This window comes from Mergibacter septicus (genome assembly GCF_003265225.1).
GTDB classification, from domain to species: Bacteria; Pseudomonadota; Gammaproteobacteria; order Enterobacterales; family Pasteurellaceae; genus Mergibacter; species Mergibacter septicus.
Genome location: NZ_CP022013.1, coordinates 1210653 through 1229452 on the forward strand (window position 1 = coordinate 1210653; position 18800 = coordinate 1229452).

General features: G+C 36.3%; 15 protein-coding genes and 3 tRNA genes. 8 read left to right on the forward strand and 10 right to left on the reverse strand.

All coding sequences use genetic code 11. The features are described 5' to 3' along the window. Positions 1-44: 44 nt before the first annotated feature. Complete coding sequence (rng, locus tag CEP47_RS05685) at positions 45-1526, forward strand: ribonuclease G (protein WP_261920538.1); 1482 nt, start codon at positions 45-47, stop codon at positions 1524-1526. A 45-nt stretch (positions 1527-1571) separates the two neighbouring features. Then, the gene (gene tldD / locus CEP47_RS05690) at positions 1572-3029 is read left to right on the forward strand and encodes a metalloprotease TldD (RefSeq protein ID WP_261920537.1); all 1458 of its coding nucleotides are present in this window, start codon (positions 1572-1574) and stop codon (positions 3027-3029) included. A 92-nt stretch (positions 3030-3121) separates the two neighbouring features. Here the strand turns inward: tldD and greB are convergent, their stop codons facing one another. Together greB and hslR are read right to left on the reverse strand one after the other, a co-directional pair. Next, positions 3122-3592: a transcription elongation factor GreB gene (gene greB, locus CEP47_RS05695; RefSeq protein WP_261920536.1), complete on the reverse strand. Its 471-nt coding sequence runs from the start codon at positions 3590-3592 to the stop codon at positions 3122-3124. Between the two features lies 1 nt (position 3593). Beyond that, positions 3594-4001 carry a ribosome-associated heat shock protein Hsp15 gene (gene hslR, locus CEP47_RS05700; protein ID WP_261920535.1) on the reverse strand — a complete coding sequence of 136 codons (408 nt, stop codon included), beginning with the start codon at positions 3999-4001 and terminating at the stop codon, positions 3594-3596. Between the two features lie 125 nt (positions 4002-4126). Here hslR and nudE point away from each other — a divergent pair, with 125 nt between their 5' ends. The 5 genes from nudE (at position 4127) to gnd (ending at position 9438) form a co-directional block, all read left to right on the forward strand. Continuing rightward, entirely contained in the window at positions 4127-4708 is a 582-nt protein-coding gene (nudE, locus tag CEP47_RS05705; protein WP_373463125.1) for an ADP compounds hydrolase NudE, read from the forward strand. After that, the gene (gene cysQ / locus CEP47_RS05710; RefSeq protein WP_261920972.1) at positions 4701-5534 is read left to right on the forward strand and encodes a 3'(2'),5'-bisphosphate nucleotidase CysQ; all 834 of its coding nucleotides are present in this window, start codon (positions 4701-4703) and stop codon (positions 5532-5534) included. The genes nudE and cysQ overlap by 8 nt, the downstream gene beginning before the upstream one ends. Before the next feature lie 167 nt (positions 5535-5701). After that, complete coding sequence (gene zwf, locus CEP47_RS05715) at positions 5702-7201, forward strand: glucose-6-phosphate dehydrogenase (protein WP_261920534.1); 1500 nt, start codon at positions 5702-5704, stop codon at positions 7199-7201. Beyond that, the gene (pgl, locus tag CEP47_RS05720; RefSeq protein ID WP_261920971.1) at positions 7201-7920 is read left to right on the forward strand and encodes a 6-phosphogluconolactonase; all 720 of its coding nucleotides are present in this window, start codon (positions 7201-7203) and stop codon (positions 7918-7920) included. The genes zwf and pgl overlap by 1 nt, the downstream gene beginning before the upstream one ends. 69 nt (positions 7921-7989) lie before the next feature. Continuing rightward, positions 7990-9438 (forward strand): decarboxylating NADP(+)-dependent phosphogluconate dehydrogenase, encoded by a 1449-nt coding sequence (gene gnd / locus CEP47_RS05725; protein WP_261920533.1) that lies wholly within the window; start codon positions 7990-7992, stop codon positions 9436-9438. A 71-nt stretch (positions 9439-9509) separates the two neighbouring features. On the opposite strand, the gene CEP47_RS05730 is transcribed toward gnd, so the two are convergent. The 8 genes from CEP47_RS05730 to CEP47_RS05765 all read right to left on the reverse strand — a co-directional run bounded on the left by CEP47_RS05730 (position 9510) and on the right by CEP47_RS05765 (position 17438). After that, on the reverse strand, positions 9510-11252 hold the full coding sequence (locus CEP47_RS05730) for an FTR1 family iron permease (protein ID WP_265482612.1): 1743 nt from the start codon (positions 11250-11252) through the stop codon (positions 9510-9512). Further along, positions 11230-12468 (reverse strand): iron uptake transporter deferrochelatase/peroxidase subunit, encoded by a 1239-nt coding sequence (gene efeB / locus CEP47_RS05735; RefSeq protein WP_261920531.1) that lies wholly within the window; start codon positions 12466-12468, stop codon positions 11230-11232. The genes CEP47_RS05730 and efeB overlap by 23 nt, the downstream gene beginning before the upstream one ends. An 83-nt stretch (positions 12469-12551) precedes the next feature. After that, positions 12552-13367: an iron uptake system protein EfeO gene (gene efeO / locus CEP47_RS05740; protein WP_261920530.1), complete on the reverse strand. Its 816-nt coding sequence runs from the start codon at positions 13365-13367 to the stop codon at positions 12552-12554. Positions 13368-13703: 336 nt separating this feature from the next. Beyond that, positions 13704-13780: transfer RNA gene (locus CEP47_RS05745), tRNA-Arg, on the reverse strand. Positions 13781-13864: 84 nt separating this feature from the next. Next, a tRNA-Arg gene (locus CEP47_RS05750) sits at positions 13865-13941 on the reverse strand. 10 nt (positions 13942-13951) lie between these two features. After that, positions 13952-14044: transfer RNA gene (locus CEP47_RS05755), tRNA-Ser, on the reverse strand. Between the two features lie 182 nt (positions 14045-14226). Further along, on the reverse strand, positions 14227-16239 hold the full coding sequence (rep, locus tag CEP47_RS05760; RefSeq protein ID WP_261920529.1) for a DNA helicase Rep: 2013 nt from the start codon (positions 16237-16239) through the stop codon (positions 14227-14229). A 179-nt stretch (positions 16240-16418) separates the two neighbouring features. Beyond that, positions 16419-17438, reverse strand: coding sequence for a branched-chain amino acid aminotransferase (locus CEP47_RS05765; RefSeq protein WP_261920528.1), 1020 nt, complete (start codon positions 17436-17438; stop codon positions 16419-16421). A gap of 453 nt (positions 17439-17891) precedes the next feature. Between CEP47_RS05765 and CEP47_RS05770 the strand changes: the two genes are divergently transcribed. Further along, complete coding sequence (locus tag CEP47_RS05770) at positions 17892-18785, forward strand: transcriptional regulator GcvA (protein WP_261920527.1); 894 nt, start codon at positions 17892-17894, stop codon at positions 18783-18785. The last annotated feature ends 15 nt before the right edge of the window (positions 18786-18800 follow it).

Here is an 18800-nt window from a genome sequence, read left to right on the forward strand (position 1 = left end):
GATGCGGTAAAAAGTAAAGGGTTAGACTAAAATAGAGAGTACTCATGATCACTGATGGCGTTGAATTATTAGTAAATGTATCTCCCGATGAAACACGGATTGCTTTAGTTGAATCTGGAGTTTTGAAAGAAGTCCATATTGAACGAGATGCCAAACGAGGAATTGTCGGTAATATTTATAAAGGTCGAGTTACTCGAGTGCTACCGGGTATGCAATCAGCCTTTGTGGATATTGGATTAGAAAAAGCTGCATTTCTACACGCCTCTGATATTGTTTCTCACACTGAATGTGTTGATATTAATGAACAAAAACAGTTTGTGGTGAAAGATATTGCTGAATTAGTGCGAGAAGGGCAAGATCTGGTCGTTCAAGTCGTGAAAGATCCGTTAGGAACAAAAGGGGCTAGGCTAACCACTGATATTACTCTCCCATCACGCTATCTTGTTTTTATGCCTGAAAACAGCCACGTTGGGGTTTCACAACGCATCGAAAGTGAAGAAGAACGTGCAAGACTAAAAGCATTAGTCAGCCCATTATGTGATGAATTAGGTGGGTTTATTATTCGTACTGCCGCTGAGAATGTAACAGAAGAAGCGTTACAGCAAGATGCGAGCTTTTTAAAGCGTTTATGGCGTAAAGTCCTTGAACGCAAAGTACGTTATAAAACCCGCTCTATGCTTTACGGTGAAATTGCTTTAGCACAACGTATTATTCGGGATTTTGTTGGTACACCAATATCAACCATTCGGATTGATTCCAATCAAGGCTTCAACACCTTGACAGAATTTACCCGAGAATTTATGCCAGAATTAACCAAACGTTTAACCCTCTATACTGGTCCTCAACCCTTATTCGATCTCTATAATGTTGAAAACAGTATCCAAAATGCTTTGGATAAAAGAGTTAATCTCAAATCTGGCGGTTACTTAATTATCGAACAAACCGAATCAATGACCACCATTGATATAAATACAGGTGCTTTTGTCGGGCGTCGAAATTTAGAAGAAACAATTTTCAATACTAATATTGAAGCGACTCAAGCCATCGCCCATCAACTCCAATTAAGAAACCTAGGTGGTATCATCATCATTGATTTTATTGATATGCAAGAAGAAGAACATCGAGAACGTGTTATTCAATCTCTGCAAGAAGCTTTAGCCAAAGATCGAGTTAAAACTAATGTTAATGGTTTTACTCAACTTGGCTTGGTTGAAATGACTCGCAAAAGGACAAGAGAAAGCCTTGAACACGTTCTCTGTGAAGAATGCCCTACTTGTAAAGGTCGTGGTTCGGTGAAAAGTGTCGAAACAATTTGCTATGAAATTATGCGAGAAATTGTGCGAGTGCATCGGATTTATAGTAGCGAACAAATCCTTGTTTATGCGTCAAACGCCGTGGCAGAACATCTTATCAATGAAGAAAGACACGCTTTACTCGCCGAAGTAGAATTATTTATTGGTAAAAAAGTACAAATAAAAACGGAAGTTTACTACAACCAAGAACAGTTTGATGTGGTTGTTATTTAAACTCCAATATTTATGAATATGCAATCAAAAAGGAAAATAGATTATATGCTACAACAGGTTTCTCAATCATTACTTGAACAAAGTGGATTAACTCTCGATCAACTACCAAATATTTTTGATCACTTCTCTAGTCGTGAGATTGATTTTGCCGATCTCTTTTTCCAAAATTCAATGGACGAAAGTTGGACATTAGAAGATGGAATTATCCGTGAGGGAGGTTTTTATATCGATCGAGGTGTTGGTGTTCGTGCTATTAGTGGTGAAAAAACTGGTTTTGCATACTCTGATATGATTGATTTTAAACAACTACAAAAGTGTGCAATCGCTGCTGGTAGTATTGCTAAACAACGCCTTAATGGTACACAAGCCATTTTCAACCCAAAAGGCTTTCAAACACCAGAACTCATTTTACGTTACGCTAGCATTAATCCACTTGATAGTATTAGTAAAGAGAAAAAAATTGAACTCTTACATTTAGTCGATCAAACTGCAAGAGCTGCTGATCCAAGAGTAAGTCAAGTTTCAGTTAATCTTTCTGCCCTTTACGAAGAAGTATTAGTTGCCGCAACAGATGGTACCCTCGCTGCAGATATTCGCCCTCTAATACGCCTATCTATTTCAGTCTTAGTTGAACAAGATGGTAAACGAGAACGTGGTAGTGCAGGGGTTGGCGGACGAGTCGGTTTAGACTGGTTCTTTGCCGATTATCAAGGGGAACAACGTGCAAAATACTTTGCTAAACAAGCCGTTCGTCAAGCATTAGTTAACCTTTCTGCGATTGAAGCTCCAGCAGGCTTAATGCCAGTGGTATTAGGAGCTGGTTGGCCGGGTGTATTATTACACGAAGCTGTTGGACACGGCTTGGAAGGCGACTTTAACCGCAAAGAATCTTCTTTCTTTAGTGGTAAAATTGGACAATTAGTTACCTCACCTCTCTGTACTATTGTTGATGATGGTACCTTACAAGATCGTCGAGGCTCATTGACTGTTGATGATGAAGGTGTTCCCGGCCAGTGTAATGTACTCATTAAAGATGGAATATTACAAGGTTACCTGCAAGATAAACATAATGCACAGTTAATGGGTGTAAAACCAACAGGTAACGGACGGCGAGAATCTTACGCTCACGTACCAATGCCTCGTATGACGAATACCTATATGCTACCGGGTGAAAGCAAGTTTGAAGATCTAATTCAATCTGTCGATTTCGGTATCTATGCACCTTATTTTGGTGGTGGTCAAGTCGATATTACCTCAGGTAAATTTGTCTTCTCAAGTGCAGAAGCATACTTAATTGAAAAAGGAAAAATCACTAAGCCAGTCAAAGGTGCAACCCTTATCGGTAATGGGATTGAAGTGATGCAAAACATCTCAATGGTCGCAGATCAACTTGAGATCGATCATGGCATTGGTGTTTGTGGTAAACAAGGACAACAAGTACCAGTGGGGGTTGGACAACCTGCATTAAAAATTGAAAAAATTACAGTTGGTGGTACAAATTAACCGTATAAAACCAAAATTAATTAGCAATGAATATAACAAGGATTAAGTGGTATCACTTAATCCTTCTATTTTACTGATATAAATACCTTCTTCTAATACCAAATTCGATTGATATAGAGCAAAACATCACCATTTGGGGTGCTAACTTTGACCTCATCATCAACCGCCTTTCCAATTAAGGCTCGAGCAACGGGAGAATCAATAGAAATCCATTGTTTAGCTGGATCAAATTCATCACAGCCTACTAATCGATACTGTTTACAATTACCTGCCTCATCTTCAACTTCAACCCAAGCCCCAAAAAAGACCTTACCTTCCTGTTTCGGGTGGTAATCTACAATTTGTAACACCTCTAACCTTTTAGTTAAAAAACGTACTCGCCGATCAATCTCTCGTAAACGCCTTTTACCATAAATATATTCAGCATTCTCGCTCCGATCACCCAATGCTGCCGCATCAGAAACAGCTTGTGTTACTTGTGGACGTTCCACTTTCCATAAATATTTTAATTCTTGGTCTAATTGTTCCCAACCTTGACGGGTAATATAATTTGACTTTGCCATATTAATTCTGATGTTTAAATTTCAATAAATCTCTCCGTTCTTTTTTATTTGGACGGCGATCTGGATGTGGCATTGAAAGTGCATTTGCTTTGCGAATTAAAGCAAGCTGTTCCCGTTTTTTAATGCTTTCTGCCGTTTCACGATATAACTGTTGTGCAATTGGAGCAGATCGTCTTTGAGCGGATAATGCTAAAATTTCAATCTCTTTTTCATCACTACCTTGACGCAATTTTAACATTGCTCCCACTTCGACTATTTTACTGGGTTTAGCTCGCTGCCCATTATAATGGACTTTTCCTCCATCAATCATTTCTCTGGCTAAACTTCTTGTTTTATAAAAACGTGCTGCCCATAACCATTTATCTAAACGAACCTGATTATCATCGTCAAGTTTTTTTTCTTTTTTCATTACCTAAACGCCCCATTAATATAAAGCTGATCTTTTCTCTAAACGTCGAATCATTTATCTATTTATGGTATCTTTAATGCCCTAAATTGTAAAATCCTAACAGATAACTTATCGTAAGGCAGAGAATGACGATTCCAACTAAACCAACCATTCTTTCATTAACCACTCTCGCTAAATCTCAATTATTTGAAATTCAAGCCGTTGATCTCCAGTTTTCAAATGGAGAACAACGCACTTACGAACGTTTAAAACCCGCCAGTCGTTGCGGTGTAATGATTTTAGCTATCGATCAACAGCAAAATTTATTGATGGTGGAAGAATATGCAGTAGGAACAGAAAATTATCAGCTCGGTTTTCCGAAAGGATTAATGGAAGTAGGCGAAACAGCGGAACAAAGTGCAATCCGAGAATTACAAGAAGAAATTGGTTTTGGTGCTAAAAAACTGACCTTATTACGTACATTACGTACTTCCCCCAACTATATGAATAACCCTATTCATATTTTTTTGGCTGAAGAGTTATATCCAAGTCGTTTAACTGGTGATGAACCTGAACCTTTAATTTTACGTCCTTATCCACTCGCACAACTTGACCAACTTTTACAAGATCCTACTTTTGATGAAGCTCGCAACTTATCTGCCCTCTATCTTTTGAAAGCACATCTAAACCAACGCCAAAAAATAAAAAAAGGAAAAAATGATGATTAAGTTATCCCCTAATTTAATTGAACAAGTCCTTCAAATAGCAGCAAAAGCTGGACAATATCTTAACCAATTTTATCAACGAGAGATTACCATTGAAACGAAAAGTGATAATACCCCTGTTACTGAAGCAGATCTCTTTATTAGCCAATTTTTAATTCAAAGCCTCTCTCAACTTACACCCAATATTCCGATATTATCAGAAGAAAGCAGTCATATACCTTTTAGCCAACGTCAACATTGGCAACAATATTGGTTAATCGATCCACTTGATGGTACTCAGCAATTTATTGACCGTACCGATCAATTTTCGGTGCTTATCACTTTTGTTGAAAATAACCTACCATTATTTGGCGTAATTCACCAACCTATAACCGAAACAACCTATTATGCAATCCGCCAGCAAGGTGCTTTTTGTCATCGCCAAACAACTACTACTCAGTTAGCCAATAGCCAAACTTTTTCTCCACTTTTTGATCTGACAAAGCAAAAACAGCTACGCCCAATTAACATTGCAGTCGGCAAAACTCTTAATCAAACACGCTTACTTCAACACCTAAACCCTAAATTTACGTATCAATTCCTAACTTATGGATCAAGCAGTTTAAAAGCCTTAATGGTTGCCACTGGTGTCTGCGATTGCTATATCCGCTTAGGCAAAACTGGCGAATGGGATACCGCTGCAGCAGAAGTTCTACTAGGTGAAGTTGGTGGTCAAATTCATACCTTACACCACCAGCCTTTAACTTATAATCAACAAGAAAGTTTAATCAATCCTGATTTTATTATGGTCAACAATAAAAATTGGAATTGGCAAGCGATCTTAATTTAATCAATATTCTATGAATTAATACCTAGATTACAACTGGGTAGATCATTACCCATCGAATAGAGAGAAATAAAGATAATAGGTATTGATTATCGCTATTTTGGCTAAAATCAATTAGTATTATCAAATAAGGATATTCTGATCTGTTTACTTTTTTTAAGGATAGCAAAATGCTGAAACAGGAAAATAACACTATTGTCATTTTTGGTGCATCGGGAGATTTAACCCTACGCAAATTAATCCCTGCGCTTTATCATCTTTTTGCCAATCATCAATTAGCAGATGATTTTGCAATTTTAGGCGTAAGTCGAACAGACTATAATGATCAATCCTATCGCCAGAAACTACAACACACTTTAGAAAAAAATGAGAAAATCATCCCTGAAACCCTAGAACGCTTTTTACAACATATCTATTACCAAGCTATTGATACTAAAAGAGTTGAAGATTATGGCTTAATTAAAACTCGTTTAACTGATCTCGCCCAAAAACATCAAACCAACGGCAATGTACTTTACTATTTATCTACACCACCAAGCTTATATGGAATCATTCCTGCTTGTCTGGCGAACTACGGATTGAATAGTGAAGAACAAGGCTGGAAAAGGTTGATTGTTGAAAAGCCTTTTGGGTATGACTTACAGTCTGCGATTGAATTAGATAAACAACTTCATTTATCTTTCCAAGAACATCAAATTTATCGTATCGATCACTACCTCGGGAAAGAAACAGTACAAAACTTATTAGTTTTGCGTTTTTCAAATGGTCTATTTGAGCCATTATGGAATCGTAACTATATTGAGTACGTTGAAATTACTGGTGCAGAATCAATTGGTGTAGAAGAACGTCGTGGCTATTATGATGGTTCTGGTGCAATGCGAGATATGTTTCAAAACCATTTGTTACAAGTGCTAGCTTTGGTTGCAATGGAAAGCCCTGCCGTGATTAATGCTGATGCAATGAGAAATGAAGTCGTGAAAGTCTTACAAAGTCTTCATCCCCTCGATCAAGATTTAGAAAAAAATTTGGTATTAGGGCAATATACACAATCAACGCTAAAGGGAGAGGTCGTTGCTGGCTATCGTCAAGAAAAAGGGGTTGATCCGCAATCCCAAACTGAAACCTTTATGGCTTTGCGTCTAGCAATTGATAATTGGCGTTGGGCGGGTGTGCCTTTCTACATCAGAACGGGAAAACGTTTACCAACTCGAGTAACTGAAATTGTTATTCACTTTAAAAAAACACCTCATCCTGTATTTAGTTTAAATTCCAGTGAAAATAAATTGATCATTCGTATTCAACCTGATGAAGGAATTATGATGAACTTTAGCTTGAAACAACCGGGAGCTGGTTTTCAAACTAAAGAAGTTTCTATGGATTTTCACTATAATTCTCTGGCTGAAGAAAGTGAGATGTTATCCGCTTATGAACGTTTATTACTCGATGCGTTAAAAGGTGATGCTACCCTCTTTACTCGTAGTGATGCAGTACAAGCCTGTTGGAAGTTTGTACAACCAATTCTTGACTATAAAGCCAATAATCCTACTATCCATGGCTATGCTTGCGGTACTTGGGGACCTGAAGCAGCTGATGCCTTGATGCAACGTAGTAATAGAGAATGGCGCTTTCCATGTAAAAACTTAATTGATACTAACTTTTGTGAACTATGATAAATTATCAACTCTTTTCAACCGCTCAAGCGGCGGTCAATAAAATTGCTAACGAACTGATGGCTTATGCTGAATTAGAACGCCCAGTTCATATTTCACTTTCTGGCGGCAGTACACCTAAATTATTATTTAAAACGTTAGCTCAAGCTCCTTATAACCAGCAAATCCATTGGCATAACTTACATTTTTGGTGGGGAGATGAACGTTGCGTTCCAGCCCAAAGCGAAGAAAGTAATTATGGTGAAGTACAACGCTTACTCTTTGATCACATTCAAATTCCTGCCGATAATATTCATCGGATCAGAGGGGAAAATCCACCTGAACAAGAAGTTAAACGCTTTAGCAAAGAAATGTTAGAGATAATTCCTTGCAATCCAACTAATTCAGCCCCTATTTTTGATTGGGTTATTTTAGGAATGGGAACTGATGGGCATACCGCTTCACTCTTTCCTAATCAAACTGATTATCAAACACAACAACTAGCGGTTATTGCTACACAACCACAAACTGGGCAGAAACGTATTTCTAAAACTGCATTTTTACTTGAACAAGCAAAACGGATTACCTATCTAGTTACAGGTACAAATAAGGCTGAATTATTGGCAGAGATTGAAAGTCAACCAGCGGATACACTAATCTACCCTGCTGCCAAAATTAAGGCTAGAAATGGGACTACCGAATGGTATCTAGACCAAGATGCAGGAAAACTACTCAAATAATTTAAACTTAAAATGCAGTTATTAATCAATAACAACATTTTCCATTTTTCATAAGCATAGGAGAAAAAAATGAAAGGTGATATAGGTGTTATCGGGTTAGCGGTAATGGGACAAAACCTAATTTTAAATATGAATGATCACGGTTTTAAAGTGGTCGCATATAACCGTACAACCTCAAAAGTAGATGAATTTTTACAAGGTGCAGCGAAAGAAACAAATATTATCGGGGCATATTCTTTACAAGATCTTGCTGATAAATTAGAAAAACCACGTAAAGTAATGTTAATGGTACGAGCGGGGGAAGTAGTGGATCAATTTATCCAGAATTTACTTCCTTATTTAGAAGAAGGCGACATTATCATTGATGGAGGAAACTCTAATTACCCTGATACCAACCGCCGAGTTAAAGAATTAGCTGAGAAAGGTATTCGCTTTATTGGTGCGGGTGTTTCTGGTGGTGAAGAAGGGGCAAGACGTGGTCCTTCAATTATGCCGGGCGGTAATCCTGAAGCTTGGCCTTATGTTAAACCTATTTTACAAGCCATTTCAGCTAAAACCTCTGATGGAGAAGCGTGCTGTGATTGGGTTGGTAAAGATGGTGCAGGCCATTTTGTGAAAATGGTACATAATGGTATTGAATATGGTGATATGCAGTTGATCTGTGAAGCCTACCATTTCTTAAAAGAGGGCTTGGGCTTAGATTATAATGAAATGCAAGCCATTTTTAGTGCGTGGAATAAAACCGAATTAAATAGTTATCTCATTGAAATTACAGCAGACATTCTTGGATATAAAGAGCCAGATGGTACAGCACTTGTCGAAAAAATCCTTGATACCGCTGGTCAAAAAGGAACGGGTAAATGGACGGGCATAAATGCTTTAGATTTAGGTATTCCATTAACTTTAATTACTGAATCTGTCTTTGCTCGCTGTTTATCTTCACTTAAACAACAACGAATTGAAACAGAAAAATTATTTGCAAAAACTATTGGTAAAGTAGAAGGCGATAAAGCGAGCTGGATCGAAGCTGTGCGTAAAGCACTATTAGCATCAAAAATTATCTCCTATGCTCAAGGGTTTATGTTAATTCGTGAAGCCTCCGATACCTTTAATTGGGATTTAGATTACGGTAAAACTGCACTTTTATGGCGTGAAGGTTGTATTATTCGTAGCGGATTTTTAGGTAATATCCGTGATGCGTATCAAAATAATCCTGATTTAGCCTTCTTAGGTTCAGATCCATACTTCAATAATATTCTGAAAGAATGTACCAGTGCTTGGAGACAAGTCGTTGCAAAAGCAATAGAAATTGGCTTACCAATGCCTTGTATGACTTCTGCAATCAGTTTCCTAGACGGTTATACTACCGCACGTTTACCTGCAAATTTATTGCAAGCTCAACGTGATTATTTTGGTGCACATACCTATGAACGTACGGATAAAGCCCGTGGAGAATATTTCCACACAAACTGGACAGGAAAAGGTGGAACAACTGCCTCAACGACATATGACGTTTAATCATTAACTCAGATCTGAAAATAAAAAGCGATAATCTTCAATTATCGCTTTTTTAATCCTACCACCAAAGGTCAAGCCCTTTTTTCCTGTAATTGCATATATCGTTGTAGCAATATAATTGCCGCAAGATAAAGTATTTGTGCGAAGACAGTTTGAGTCGTAGCATAAAAACCAATCCATTCTATAGTTGGCAACGAGTCAATAATCTTTAACGGTAGATAACCGATTAATTGTAACGAATGAACACTAACGCCGAGGATCTTAAAGCCAAGAATATATAATAGCCAAGTTAATAGCCTAAACATTGTTGGTACGGGCAATTTAACAGATGTTTTAATCATCACCAATGATAGGAGAAGAAGAATCAAGATTGCAGCTCCTATCCCTAGACTAAAATCAGTCAAACTAATATTCGGCAAAATACCAACATAAAATAAAATTGTTTCTGCCCCCTCACGAAACACCGCAAGAAAACTTAAACTAAATAATGAAATAAAACCACCTGTTGTTAACGCTTTTCCCATATGCTGTTTAAGATAAGCATTCCAAGATTGAATCGAAGATTTACTATGTAACCAAACACCAATAGTTAAAATCATAACCACTGCAATAATTCCAACAATACCTTCAATCACTTCACGATTTGCACCTGAACTTATACTCGGAAAAAAAGTGTGTAATGCAAACGCTACTAGAATACTCGCCATTAAACCAGTAACTACACCACCTGTTACCCATTTATATCCCTGAGGTCGGTTTGCCACTCGCAATGCACTGACCAATGCCATCACAACCAATAATGCCTCTAATCCTTCACGCAATAGAATTAACATTGCATCTAACATAGTATAGGCTTGATGCGGATTAATTTGGTTTAAACTACCGATTAATCTTTGTAATGCTTGTTGTTGTTTTAAATCTTTGCCTTGGGCAACAATAATGGGGATTTGACTTTCAAGCTGGGTATATAAACTCGGATTTCTTGTGCTTACTTGCCCCTCAATAATTGGCCATATTTGAATAAAATGGGTCAGTTTCTCTTGCCCTAAATTTATATTACCTTGTTTAAAGGCAGTTAATCCCTCCTCTAATAATGTAATACCATCACTCAAATTATAATCGCCCACCACCTTGATCTGTGCTTTTTGTCCACTTAAATAAGCTTGAAATAAGTCATCTAATATTTGTGCTTTGCGATCAATCTTTACAAAATCAACAGGTGTGGTCTCAATTGAAATTCTAAGCAACGCCATTGCAGTTTCAATCTCACCATAATAACTAAGGCTTACATCTCGTACTGTTCTTTCATTCTGCACCCAAATAGTATTGAAAATACGATATTGCACCTTGATTTGTTCTAAATTTCCCTCTGCAATACGTTGTCGCAAGAGAACAAAAGCTGGTAATACCCGTTTTTCAAACTGATGCTTTTGTGCCTGAACGTCAATAGGGTGTTGTTCTTTCTCAAAAGCTAATAAAGCAGAAGAAATTCTAGTTAAACTGAATTGATTCAAGTCAGTTTGTGCTTGTTCTATTGCTTGGCTAACCGCATTACCTGCAACAGAAGTATGTTGTGGGAACTGAGTAAAGTTTTGGGCTAAATCAGTAAGCTGGATTTTAGCTTGCTGTACATTATTCTCCTTTACCTCTCCCATAATATCAGACAACTGAATAAATAAAGGGCTAAGATTAACCTCTTTAGTTTCTGTTGCATAAACATTTATTACACTAAAACAGGTAAAGAGGACTACCAAATAACCACTTAATTTTGTTCGACAAAACCTTACCCACTTAACCAAGAAGTGCTTGTCCAATGTATTCCCCTTCTTTTACACCACCAAAACAAGCAAATAATGCACTACCTATATGAGTAATATATTCATTGAGTGTATCAACATTACCTAAAGCACGTTGAATACCAATGAACTGTTTAGGATCTTTCTGAAAACAAATAAACAATAATCCACTATCATACGAACCAGTTCTTGGATTAATGCCATCACTATAAGAATAAGAGCGACGTAATAATTTTAACCCTGTTTCCCGAGCTAAACGAATATGCGCATCATCTGGCATTTTACTTAAATCAACTACCTCAAATTCATCGTTTTTATCAAAACCTGCCCCTGAAATCCGACGACGTCCAAAAGTATTTTCTTGTTCACCATAACTGGTTCGATCCCAAGTATCTAAAAACATAGCAATGTTACGTACCACAAGATATGAACCATCTTTTAACCAATTATTTTCTTCAACCCAAATATCTTCTTCTGGTTGTTCTAACACTTCTTTATTTGCCGTACCGTCTTTAAAACCAAATAGATTACGTGGTGTAACATCTCCCTCTATTCCTAGAAAGCCTAATTTACTCCATTTCAAACTAATATTAGCTCGTCCAACTCTGACTAACTGCCGAATAGCATGAAAAGCCACTTGTGGGTCATCGGCACAAGACTGAATACAAATATCACCACCACAGATTTGCGGCTGTAATTGGTCTCTCGGTAATGAAGGAATCTCTTTAAATTCAGCGGGTGCTTTTTCTGCCAAGCCCAATTTTTCTAAGAATGATGGTGAAACACCAAAAGTCAGTGTTAGACCATAAGGAGATAAATCATAAGATTCCCCCGTATCTGTTGGGGGTAAAAAATGATTTTTAGAATAAGGTTTTACCATTTTGCCTTGGGTCAGACGAACGGCATAATCCGTCCACGCCTTAAACATCTCTCTTACATCATCAAGATTTTTTGTTGTCAGATCTAAAGCAAGAAAATAAACATGACGTTGTTGTGGCGTTATTATTCCTTGCTGATGTTTACCATAGAATGGATAAACCAGATCCGCACCACAATACACACCAGATCGAATAGCCATTTTTTCTTTCCCTGCCTTATCAGCAGCCAAAAGATTTGTGGTTAGACCCACCATACTACCACCAACAGCAAAAGTCGATTTTCTCAAGAAATTACGGCGACCTTGATGAATATCCATTTCATCAACCATTTGATTTTTATCGGATTTTTTATTCATTTTTATACCACTATATTTTTTATTTGAAAACTATCACCAGCCAGAATTGATGAGAGTTTAACAATCAGAATGCTTAGACAAATTTATTTAGTTTCATCTAAAATCACACCAAGTTGAGAAAGTGGTTCACCTAATTTGTTCACCGCATCAGCTAATGCTCGCAAATCAACATCATTAAGTGAGGTATAAGGTTGATAATCATCACCTACTTTATACTTATCCAATAAAGTATTAACCGCTGCAAAACGGTTATTTAACTCTTGAACCAATTTAGGATCTTTTTTTGCCACTTGAACTTTCAAAATCTCAAAAATCTTCTCTGCACCTTCGACATTAGCTTTAAAATCATAAAGATCTGTACGAGAAAAAGTTTCTTCTTCACCAGTTATTTTGCTAGTAGTCACTTCATTTAACAAGTCAATCGCACCATTTACCATAACGTCCCCCGTAATTTCAACGGTAGGAATTTTTGCACGTAACTCTTTAACATCCGCTAATAACTGTTCACCAATAGGAACCGTGCCTGTTGTTGTATTTTCAGTCCATAAAATTTTTTCAATTTTATGAAATCCTGTCCAAACTTGCCCCTCTTCTAAATCTGCTTCTCTAGCATCAATTCGTGGATCTAAATCACCAAAAGTTTCAGCAATAGGTTCAGAGCGTTCATAATACATTCGTACTTTTGGATAAAGTGCTTTCGCTTCATCTAATTTCCCTTGCTGTAAATACATTACAAAAGTTTGCGTATCTTTTACTAACATATCAATTTGCTGTTCAATAAACGCTTTATATTCACTTGTTTCAGCACTTAAATCAGCTGGAGCAGCAAACACTTTGGGTGAAAAAAGAAATACTGATGAAACTAAAGTTGCAACAAGAAGTTTTTTAACTTTGAACATAAATGCTCCTAAACGTTATTATAAGCTTTCAAATTGTATAAATAATAAATACAACCGAGAATTATTCTTAACTATATTGAACCTAAATAGCATACGAAACAATAACGAGATCGGATTAATTAAAAATAAGTAGAATAACGAAAAAAGAGATATAAAACTTTAGGTTATCGCCATAATTACCAAGCTAAATAACCAAAATATTAAATTTATAGAATAGAAATGAAAAGTTTTTAAAAATAAGAAATAAATCTTGGAATTTTAATGAAAATTAAATCCTAGTTAATTAAAGAGAAATATTTATGCTTAGGAAAAAATAAAGATTAATCTGAGAAGAAATGGCGCATCCGAGAGGATTCGAACCTCTGACCGCTCGGTTCGTAGCCGAGTACTCTATCCAGCTGAGCTACGGATGCGTTGAATATTAAAATATTGATTGACTTCCTATTTACTCTTTTTACCACCTAACTTATATCATCTAAAGTTGATTAAGGATTAAATGGCGCATCCGAGAGGATTCGAACCTCTGACCGCTCGGTTCGTAGCCGAGTACTCTATCCAGCTGAGCTACGGATGCGTCGAATAAATGGCGGTGAGAGAGGGATTCGAACCCTCGATAGAGCTTTTAACCCTATACTCCCTTAGCAGGGGAGCGCCTTCAGCCTCTCGGCCATCTCACCACCGTCGGTGTGGTCGCTATAATATGGATTTTCAGAAATAAGTCAAACCTTTTTTCAGAAAAATGCTATTTTTTTGCTTGATTGCACAGATTGCGATCTATTTGATGTTGCCTTAAACAATTTTTTACATTTTTAAATAAAGAAAAAAGAATACTTTCTTTCTACTTTATTTCAATAAAATATTACCTTTTTAATAACGCTCTTAAATCTGCAATTCTAGAAGCTGTTTTCTCAGCTTTCTGCTGTTCAGTTAATTGTGGTTTATCTCTGTCCCAAATTAAATCATCTTGAGGCAACTCAAATAAAAAACGGCTTGGTTCTGGACGAATTAATTCTCCTTGTTGACGACGTTCCTTACATAATGAAAAAGTCAGCTGTTGCTGTGCTCGAGTAATCCCGACATAGGCTAAACGCCGTTCTTCTTCAACATTATCTTCTTCAATGCTCGTTTGATGAGGTAAAATACCTTCTTCCATACCTATTAAAAAAACATAAGGAAATTCTAAGCCTTTTGAAGCGTGTAATGTCATTAACTGTACTTCATCGGTATCTTGATCATCCTCTCCTCGTTCTAACATATCTCGTAAAGTTAAACAAGAAACAACCTGCGTTAAATTCATTGGTAAATTAAAATCATCTCCCTGTAACATCGTTTCAACCCAGCTAAACAGTGTAGCCACATTTTTACTTTGCATTTCTGCCATTTTCGGTGAGGCTGCCTGTTCATACAAATACGCTTCATATCCAATTTTGGCTAACATTTGTTGTAAAACCTGTTTAGGATCACTACGTTTTGCTTGATCTGATAACTCTACAATCCACCGCCCAAATTCCTGTAAAGCAGTATAAGCTCGAGGGGTAACTAATTGAATTAAATCAAATTCAAAAATTGCTGCAAATAACGAACAATGTTTTTCTAACGCTAATTGCCCTAATTTTTTTAAGGTAGCAGTACCAATCTCACGTCTAGGGGTATTTACAATCCGCAAAAATGCAGCATCATCATCTTGATTCACCAATAAACGTAGATATGCCATCATATCTTTAATTTCTGCTTTTGCGAAAAATGATGTTCCACCTGAAATCTTATACGGGATACGATTTTGCACTAAAATCTTTTCTAATAATCGAGATTGGTGGTTTCCCCGATATAAAATTGCATAATCTTTATAACGGGTTTTGGCTAAAAATCGGTGGACAATCAATTCGCCAACGACTTTTTCAGCTTCATGTTCTTCATTTTTAGCTTCAATAACGTTTAACTTCTCACCAACTTGTAGTTGTGAAAATAATTTTTTCTCAAAAATATGGTCATTATTTTCAATTAAAATATTTGCTGCGTGTAAAATACGCTGGGTGGAACGGTAATTTTGTTCTAATTTAATCACCCTTAAAGCAGGAAAATCATTGCGTAAACGCATTATATTTTCAGGTTTTGCCCCTCGCCACGAATAGATCGACTGATCATCATCGCCTACCACTGTGAAACAAGCACGTTCTCCTACCAATAACTTAATTAATTCATATTGACTGGTATTGGTATCCTGATATTCATCAACTAATAAATAACGAATTTTTGCCTGCCACCGTTGTTTTACTTCAATATTTTGTTGAAACAACTGTGTTGGCAACATAATCAAGTCATCAAAATCTAGTGCATTATAAGCTCGCATCTGTTTTTGATATTGCTGGTAACATTGAGAAAAGAGAACCTCTAATTGTTTGTTTGCCTGTTTAATCGCTTGTTCAGGAATAATCAAATCATTCTTACAATTAGAAATATAATTCATTAATTGATTAATCAAATCTTTATCTTTGTGTAAATAAGGCTCTGTTAATTCTGCTAACAACGCACGTTGATCATATTCATCAAATAACGTCATATTGGATTTTAAGCCTAATGCTTGATATTCACGTTTAATAATATCAAAACCTAAAGTGTGAAAAGTACAAACTGTTAATCCCTTACTTTCTGTTTTTCCAATAGATTGGGCGACTCGTTCTTTCATTTCTCTAGCCGCTTTATTCGTAAAGGTGACTGCAGCAATTTGTTTAGGCTGATAGCCACAATTTGCAATCAAATGTGCAATTTTATTGATAATCACTCGAGTTTTCCCCGACCCTGCACCAGCTAATACTAGGCAAGCACCCTCGACATAATTTATTGCTTGTTGTTGTTGTTTATTCAGTTTCATTCTCTACTTCTACTCAATTCATAAAATGTTGCTTATCTTAGTCAATCTCACCCAAGAATGCGAATACTGGAATATAAAAACCCTCAAAATCAAATAGTCATATCAAAAACTAGCTATTCATTAACAAAAAAACGTAGCTAATTAGCTACGTTTCTACAAAACAGAGATTTTAATTAGTATCACTCAGATAAATTGATAATCCAACCTTCTGGTGCTTCAATATCACCAAATTGTATCCCAGTTAATTCTTGATACAAACACTGAGTAATCGGGCCTACTTCAGTTTCTGAATAGAAAACATGGAAATTATCCCCATATTGAATACCACCAATTGGACTAATTACCGCTGCAGTACCACAGGCACCCGCTTCACTAAATTTATCTAACTGATTAATATAGACATCACCTTCAATCGCCTTTAAGCCCAAACGTTTTTCGGCTAATTCAAGTAAAGAATATTTAGTGATACTTGGTAAAATTGACGGCGATAATGGCGTAATAAACTCACCTTGTGGTGTTATACCAAAGAAATTCGCCGCACCAACTTCTTCAATTTTAGTGTGCGTTTTAGGATCTAAATAAATACAATCGCTAAATTGACGTTCTTTTGCTTTCATTCCCGGTAGGAAACTTGCCGCATAATTCCCTCCCACTTTTACAGCTCCTGTACCTTGTGGTGCAGCACGATCATATTCAGAAACAATAAAGTTAGTTGGTTTTAATCCACCTTTAAAATAGGCGCCAACAGGACAACAAAAAACACAAAAAATATATTCTGGAGCAGGACGTAATCCTAAGTTATCCCCCACTCCAATTACAAAAGGACGTAAATATAACGTCGCCCCTGTACCATAAGGTGCAACCCAATTTTGATTAGCTTTCACTACTTGAATACACGCCTCAATAAACATTTGCTCTGGCACCTGTGGTATAAGCAAACGATCACAACTTTGTTGTAGCCGTTTTGCATTTTGATCTGGGCGAAAGAGATTAATTGAGCCATCTTGACAGCGATACGCTTTCAAACCTTCAAAACATTGTTGCCCATAATGTAAAGCAGCTGCTCCTTCACTAATAGTTAGCGTATTATCTGCAACTAATTTTCCTTCACTCCACTTCCCTTCTTTCCAATGGGCAATATAACGAAAGTCAGTTTTAATATAATTAAAACCTAAATTTTGCCAATCAAGATCTTGCATATTTATTCCTTATTCCTTATTACTTAACACTTAATAAACCAAAAAGATAAACTCAATCTACACCATTCTGTTTAACTTGAAAACTATTAATCTAAGCAAACTATAATGGAATTGAAGATCTTTAACTTGATGAGCTAAAAAAAATGCCACCTAAAAGGTGGCATAGGAACCAAAAGGTTACAAAATGAAAAATACAGGAAGTGAAATGAGTAACCTAAATAACCTAAGTTACTCCAAAGTCCGAAAAAACGGACTAACATGCAAACACAACATCATACTTAAAAATCCGAAACTCTTAACTTGTAAGGAATAACTAACTATTAAGTACGTGCGCTATTCTATGTAAAGAACTCTTGCCACTCAAGCCAGTTTTTTTTATTCTATACATAAGAAAAACTAATATATTGCAAATTGAAATATTTTTTGTAATGAAATATTAAGGTTATAAAATTTATGATTAAACGTTTGCCTTCCCTTAATGCTCTAAAAGCTTTTGAATCTGCAGCACGGCATTTAAGTTTTACAAAAGCAGCCGAAGAACTTTTTGTTACTCAAGCTGCAGTAAGTCATCAAATTAAAACATTAGAAGATTTTTTTGGTTTTCCATTATTTTCACGTAAAAACCGTACAATTGAGCTGACTGAATTAGGTAAAAACTACTTTTTTGATGTACAAAATCTGTTACAAAAATTAGCTATCGTTACAGATAATCTAAAACAATTAAACCAACAAAAGACACTCTCAATTAATCTTCCTCAAACCTTTGGTACACAATGGTTAGTCCCTCGGTTAAGTGAATTTAATCAACTTTATCCTGAAATTAATGTCAAAATTAATGGACTAGCTAACGATGAAGAAGGGTTAAGTGAGGACACTGATATCGCAATTTACTACGGCAAAGGAAATTGGCGAGGCTTAAAAGCAGAACGTTTATCCGAAGATCGCCTACTTATTCTCGCTTCACCAAAATTACTGGCAGAAAAACCTATTTTACAACCAAAAGATCTGGCTCAACATACTTTATTGCATGTTCATAGCCGAGATAATTGGCGACAAGTATTAGCTTATCTTGAGGTTGAAAAAGATCTGCAACACAGTCCTTTATTCAGTCATACTTTTATGGCATTACAAGCGGCTATCCATAAACAAGGTGTTATTCTCGCCAATCAAATTTTAGCCGATCAAGAAATTGATAATGGTAATTTAGTCGAAGTATTACATCTAGAAATTAAAGATCCTAAAGCCTTCTATTTAGTCTATCGACAAAATCGCAAAAATGATCCTACTCTGATTGCATTTCGTGACTGGATTTTTAATACAATCAAAACAAAACGGCATTTATCCTGAATAATTCAAACATAG

Excerpts from the sequence above, each read along its gene's own strand:
- rng (WP_261920538.1), top strand. The coding sequence starts at position 45 with ATGATCACTGATGGCGTTGAATTATTAGTAAATGTATCTCCCGATGAA.
- tldD (WP_261920537.1), top strand. The coding sequence starts at position 1,572 with ATGCTACAACAGGTTTCTCAATCATTACTTGAACAAAGTGGATTAACT.
- greB (WP_261920536.1), bottom strand. The coding sequence starts at position 3,592 with ATGGCAAAGTCAAATTATATTACCCGTCAAGGTTGGGAACAATTAGAC.
- hslR (WP_261920535.1), bottom strand. The coding sequence starts at position 4,001 with ATGAAAAAAGAAAAAAAACTTGACGATGATAATCAGGTTCGTTTAGAT.
- nudE (WP_373463125.1), top strand. The coding sequence starts at position 4,127 with ATGACGATTCCAACTAAACCAACCATTCTTTCATTAACCACTCTCGCT.
- cysQ (WP_261920972.1), top strand. The coding sequence starts at position 4,701 with ATGATTAAGTTATCCCCTAATTTAATTGAACAAGTCCTTCAAATAGCA.
- zwf (WP_261920534.1), top strand. The coding sequence starts at position 5,702 with ATGCTGAAACAGGAAAATAACACTATTGTCATTTTTGGTGCATCGGGA.
- gnd (WP_261920533.1), top strand. The coding sequence starts at position 7,990 with ATGAAAGGTGATATAGGTGTTATCGGGTTAGCGGTAATGGGACAAAAC.
- efeB (WP_261920531.1), bottom strand. The coding sequence starts at position 12,468 with ATGAATAAAAAATCCGATAAAAATCAAATGGTTGATGAAATGGATATT.
- efeO (WP_261920530.1), bottom strand. The coding sequence starts at position 13,367 with ATGTTCAAAGTTAAAAAACTTCTTGTTGCAACTTTAGTTTCATCAGTA.
- rep (WP_261920529.1), bottom strand. The coding sequence starts at position 16,239 with ATGAAACTGAATAAACAACAACAACAAGCAATAAATTATGTCGAGGGT.
- CEP47_RS05765 (WP_261920528.1), bottom strand. The coding sequence starts at position 17,438 with ATGCAAGATCTTGATTGGCAAAATTTAGGTTTTAATTATATTAAAACT.
- CEP47_RS05770 (WP_261920527.1), top strand. The coding sequence starts at position 17,892 with ATGATTAAACGTTTGCCTTCCCTTAATGCTCTAAAAGCTTTTGAATCT.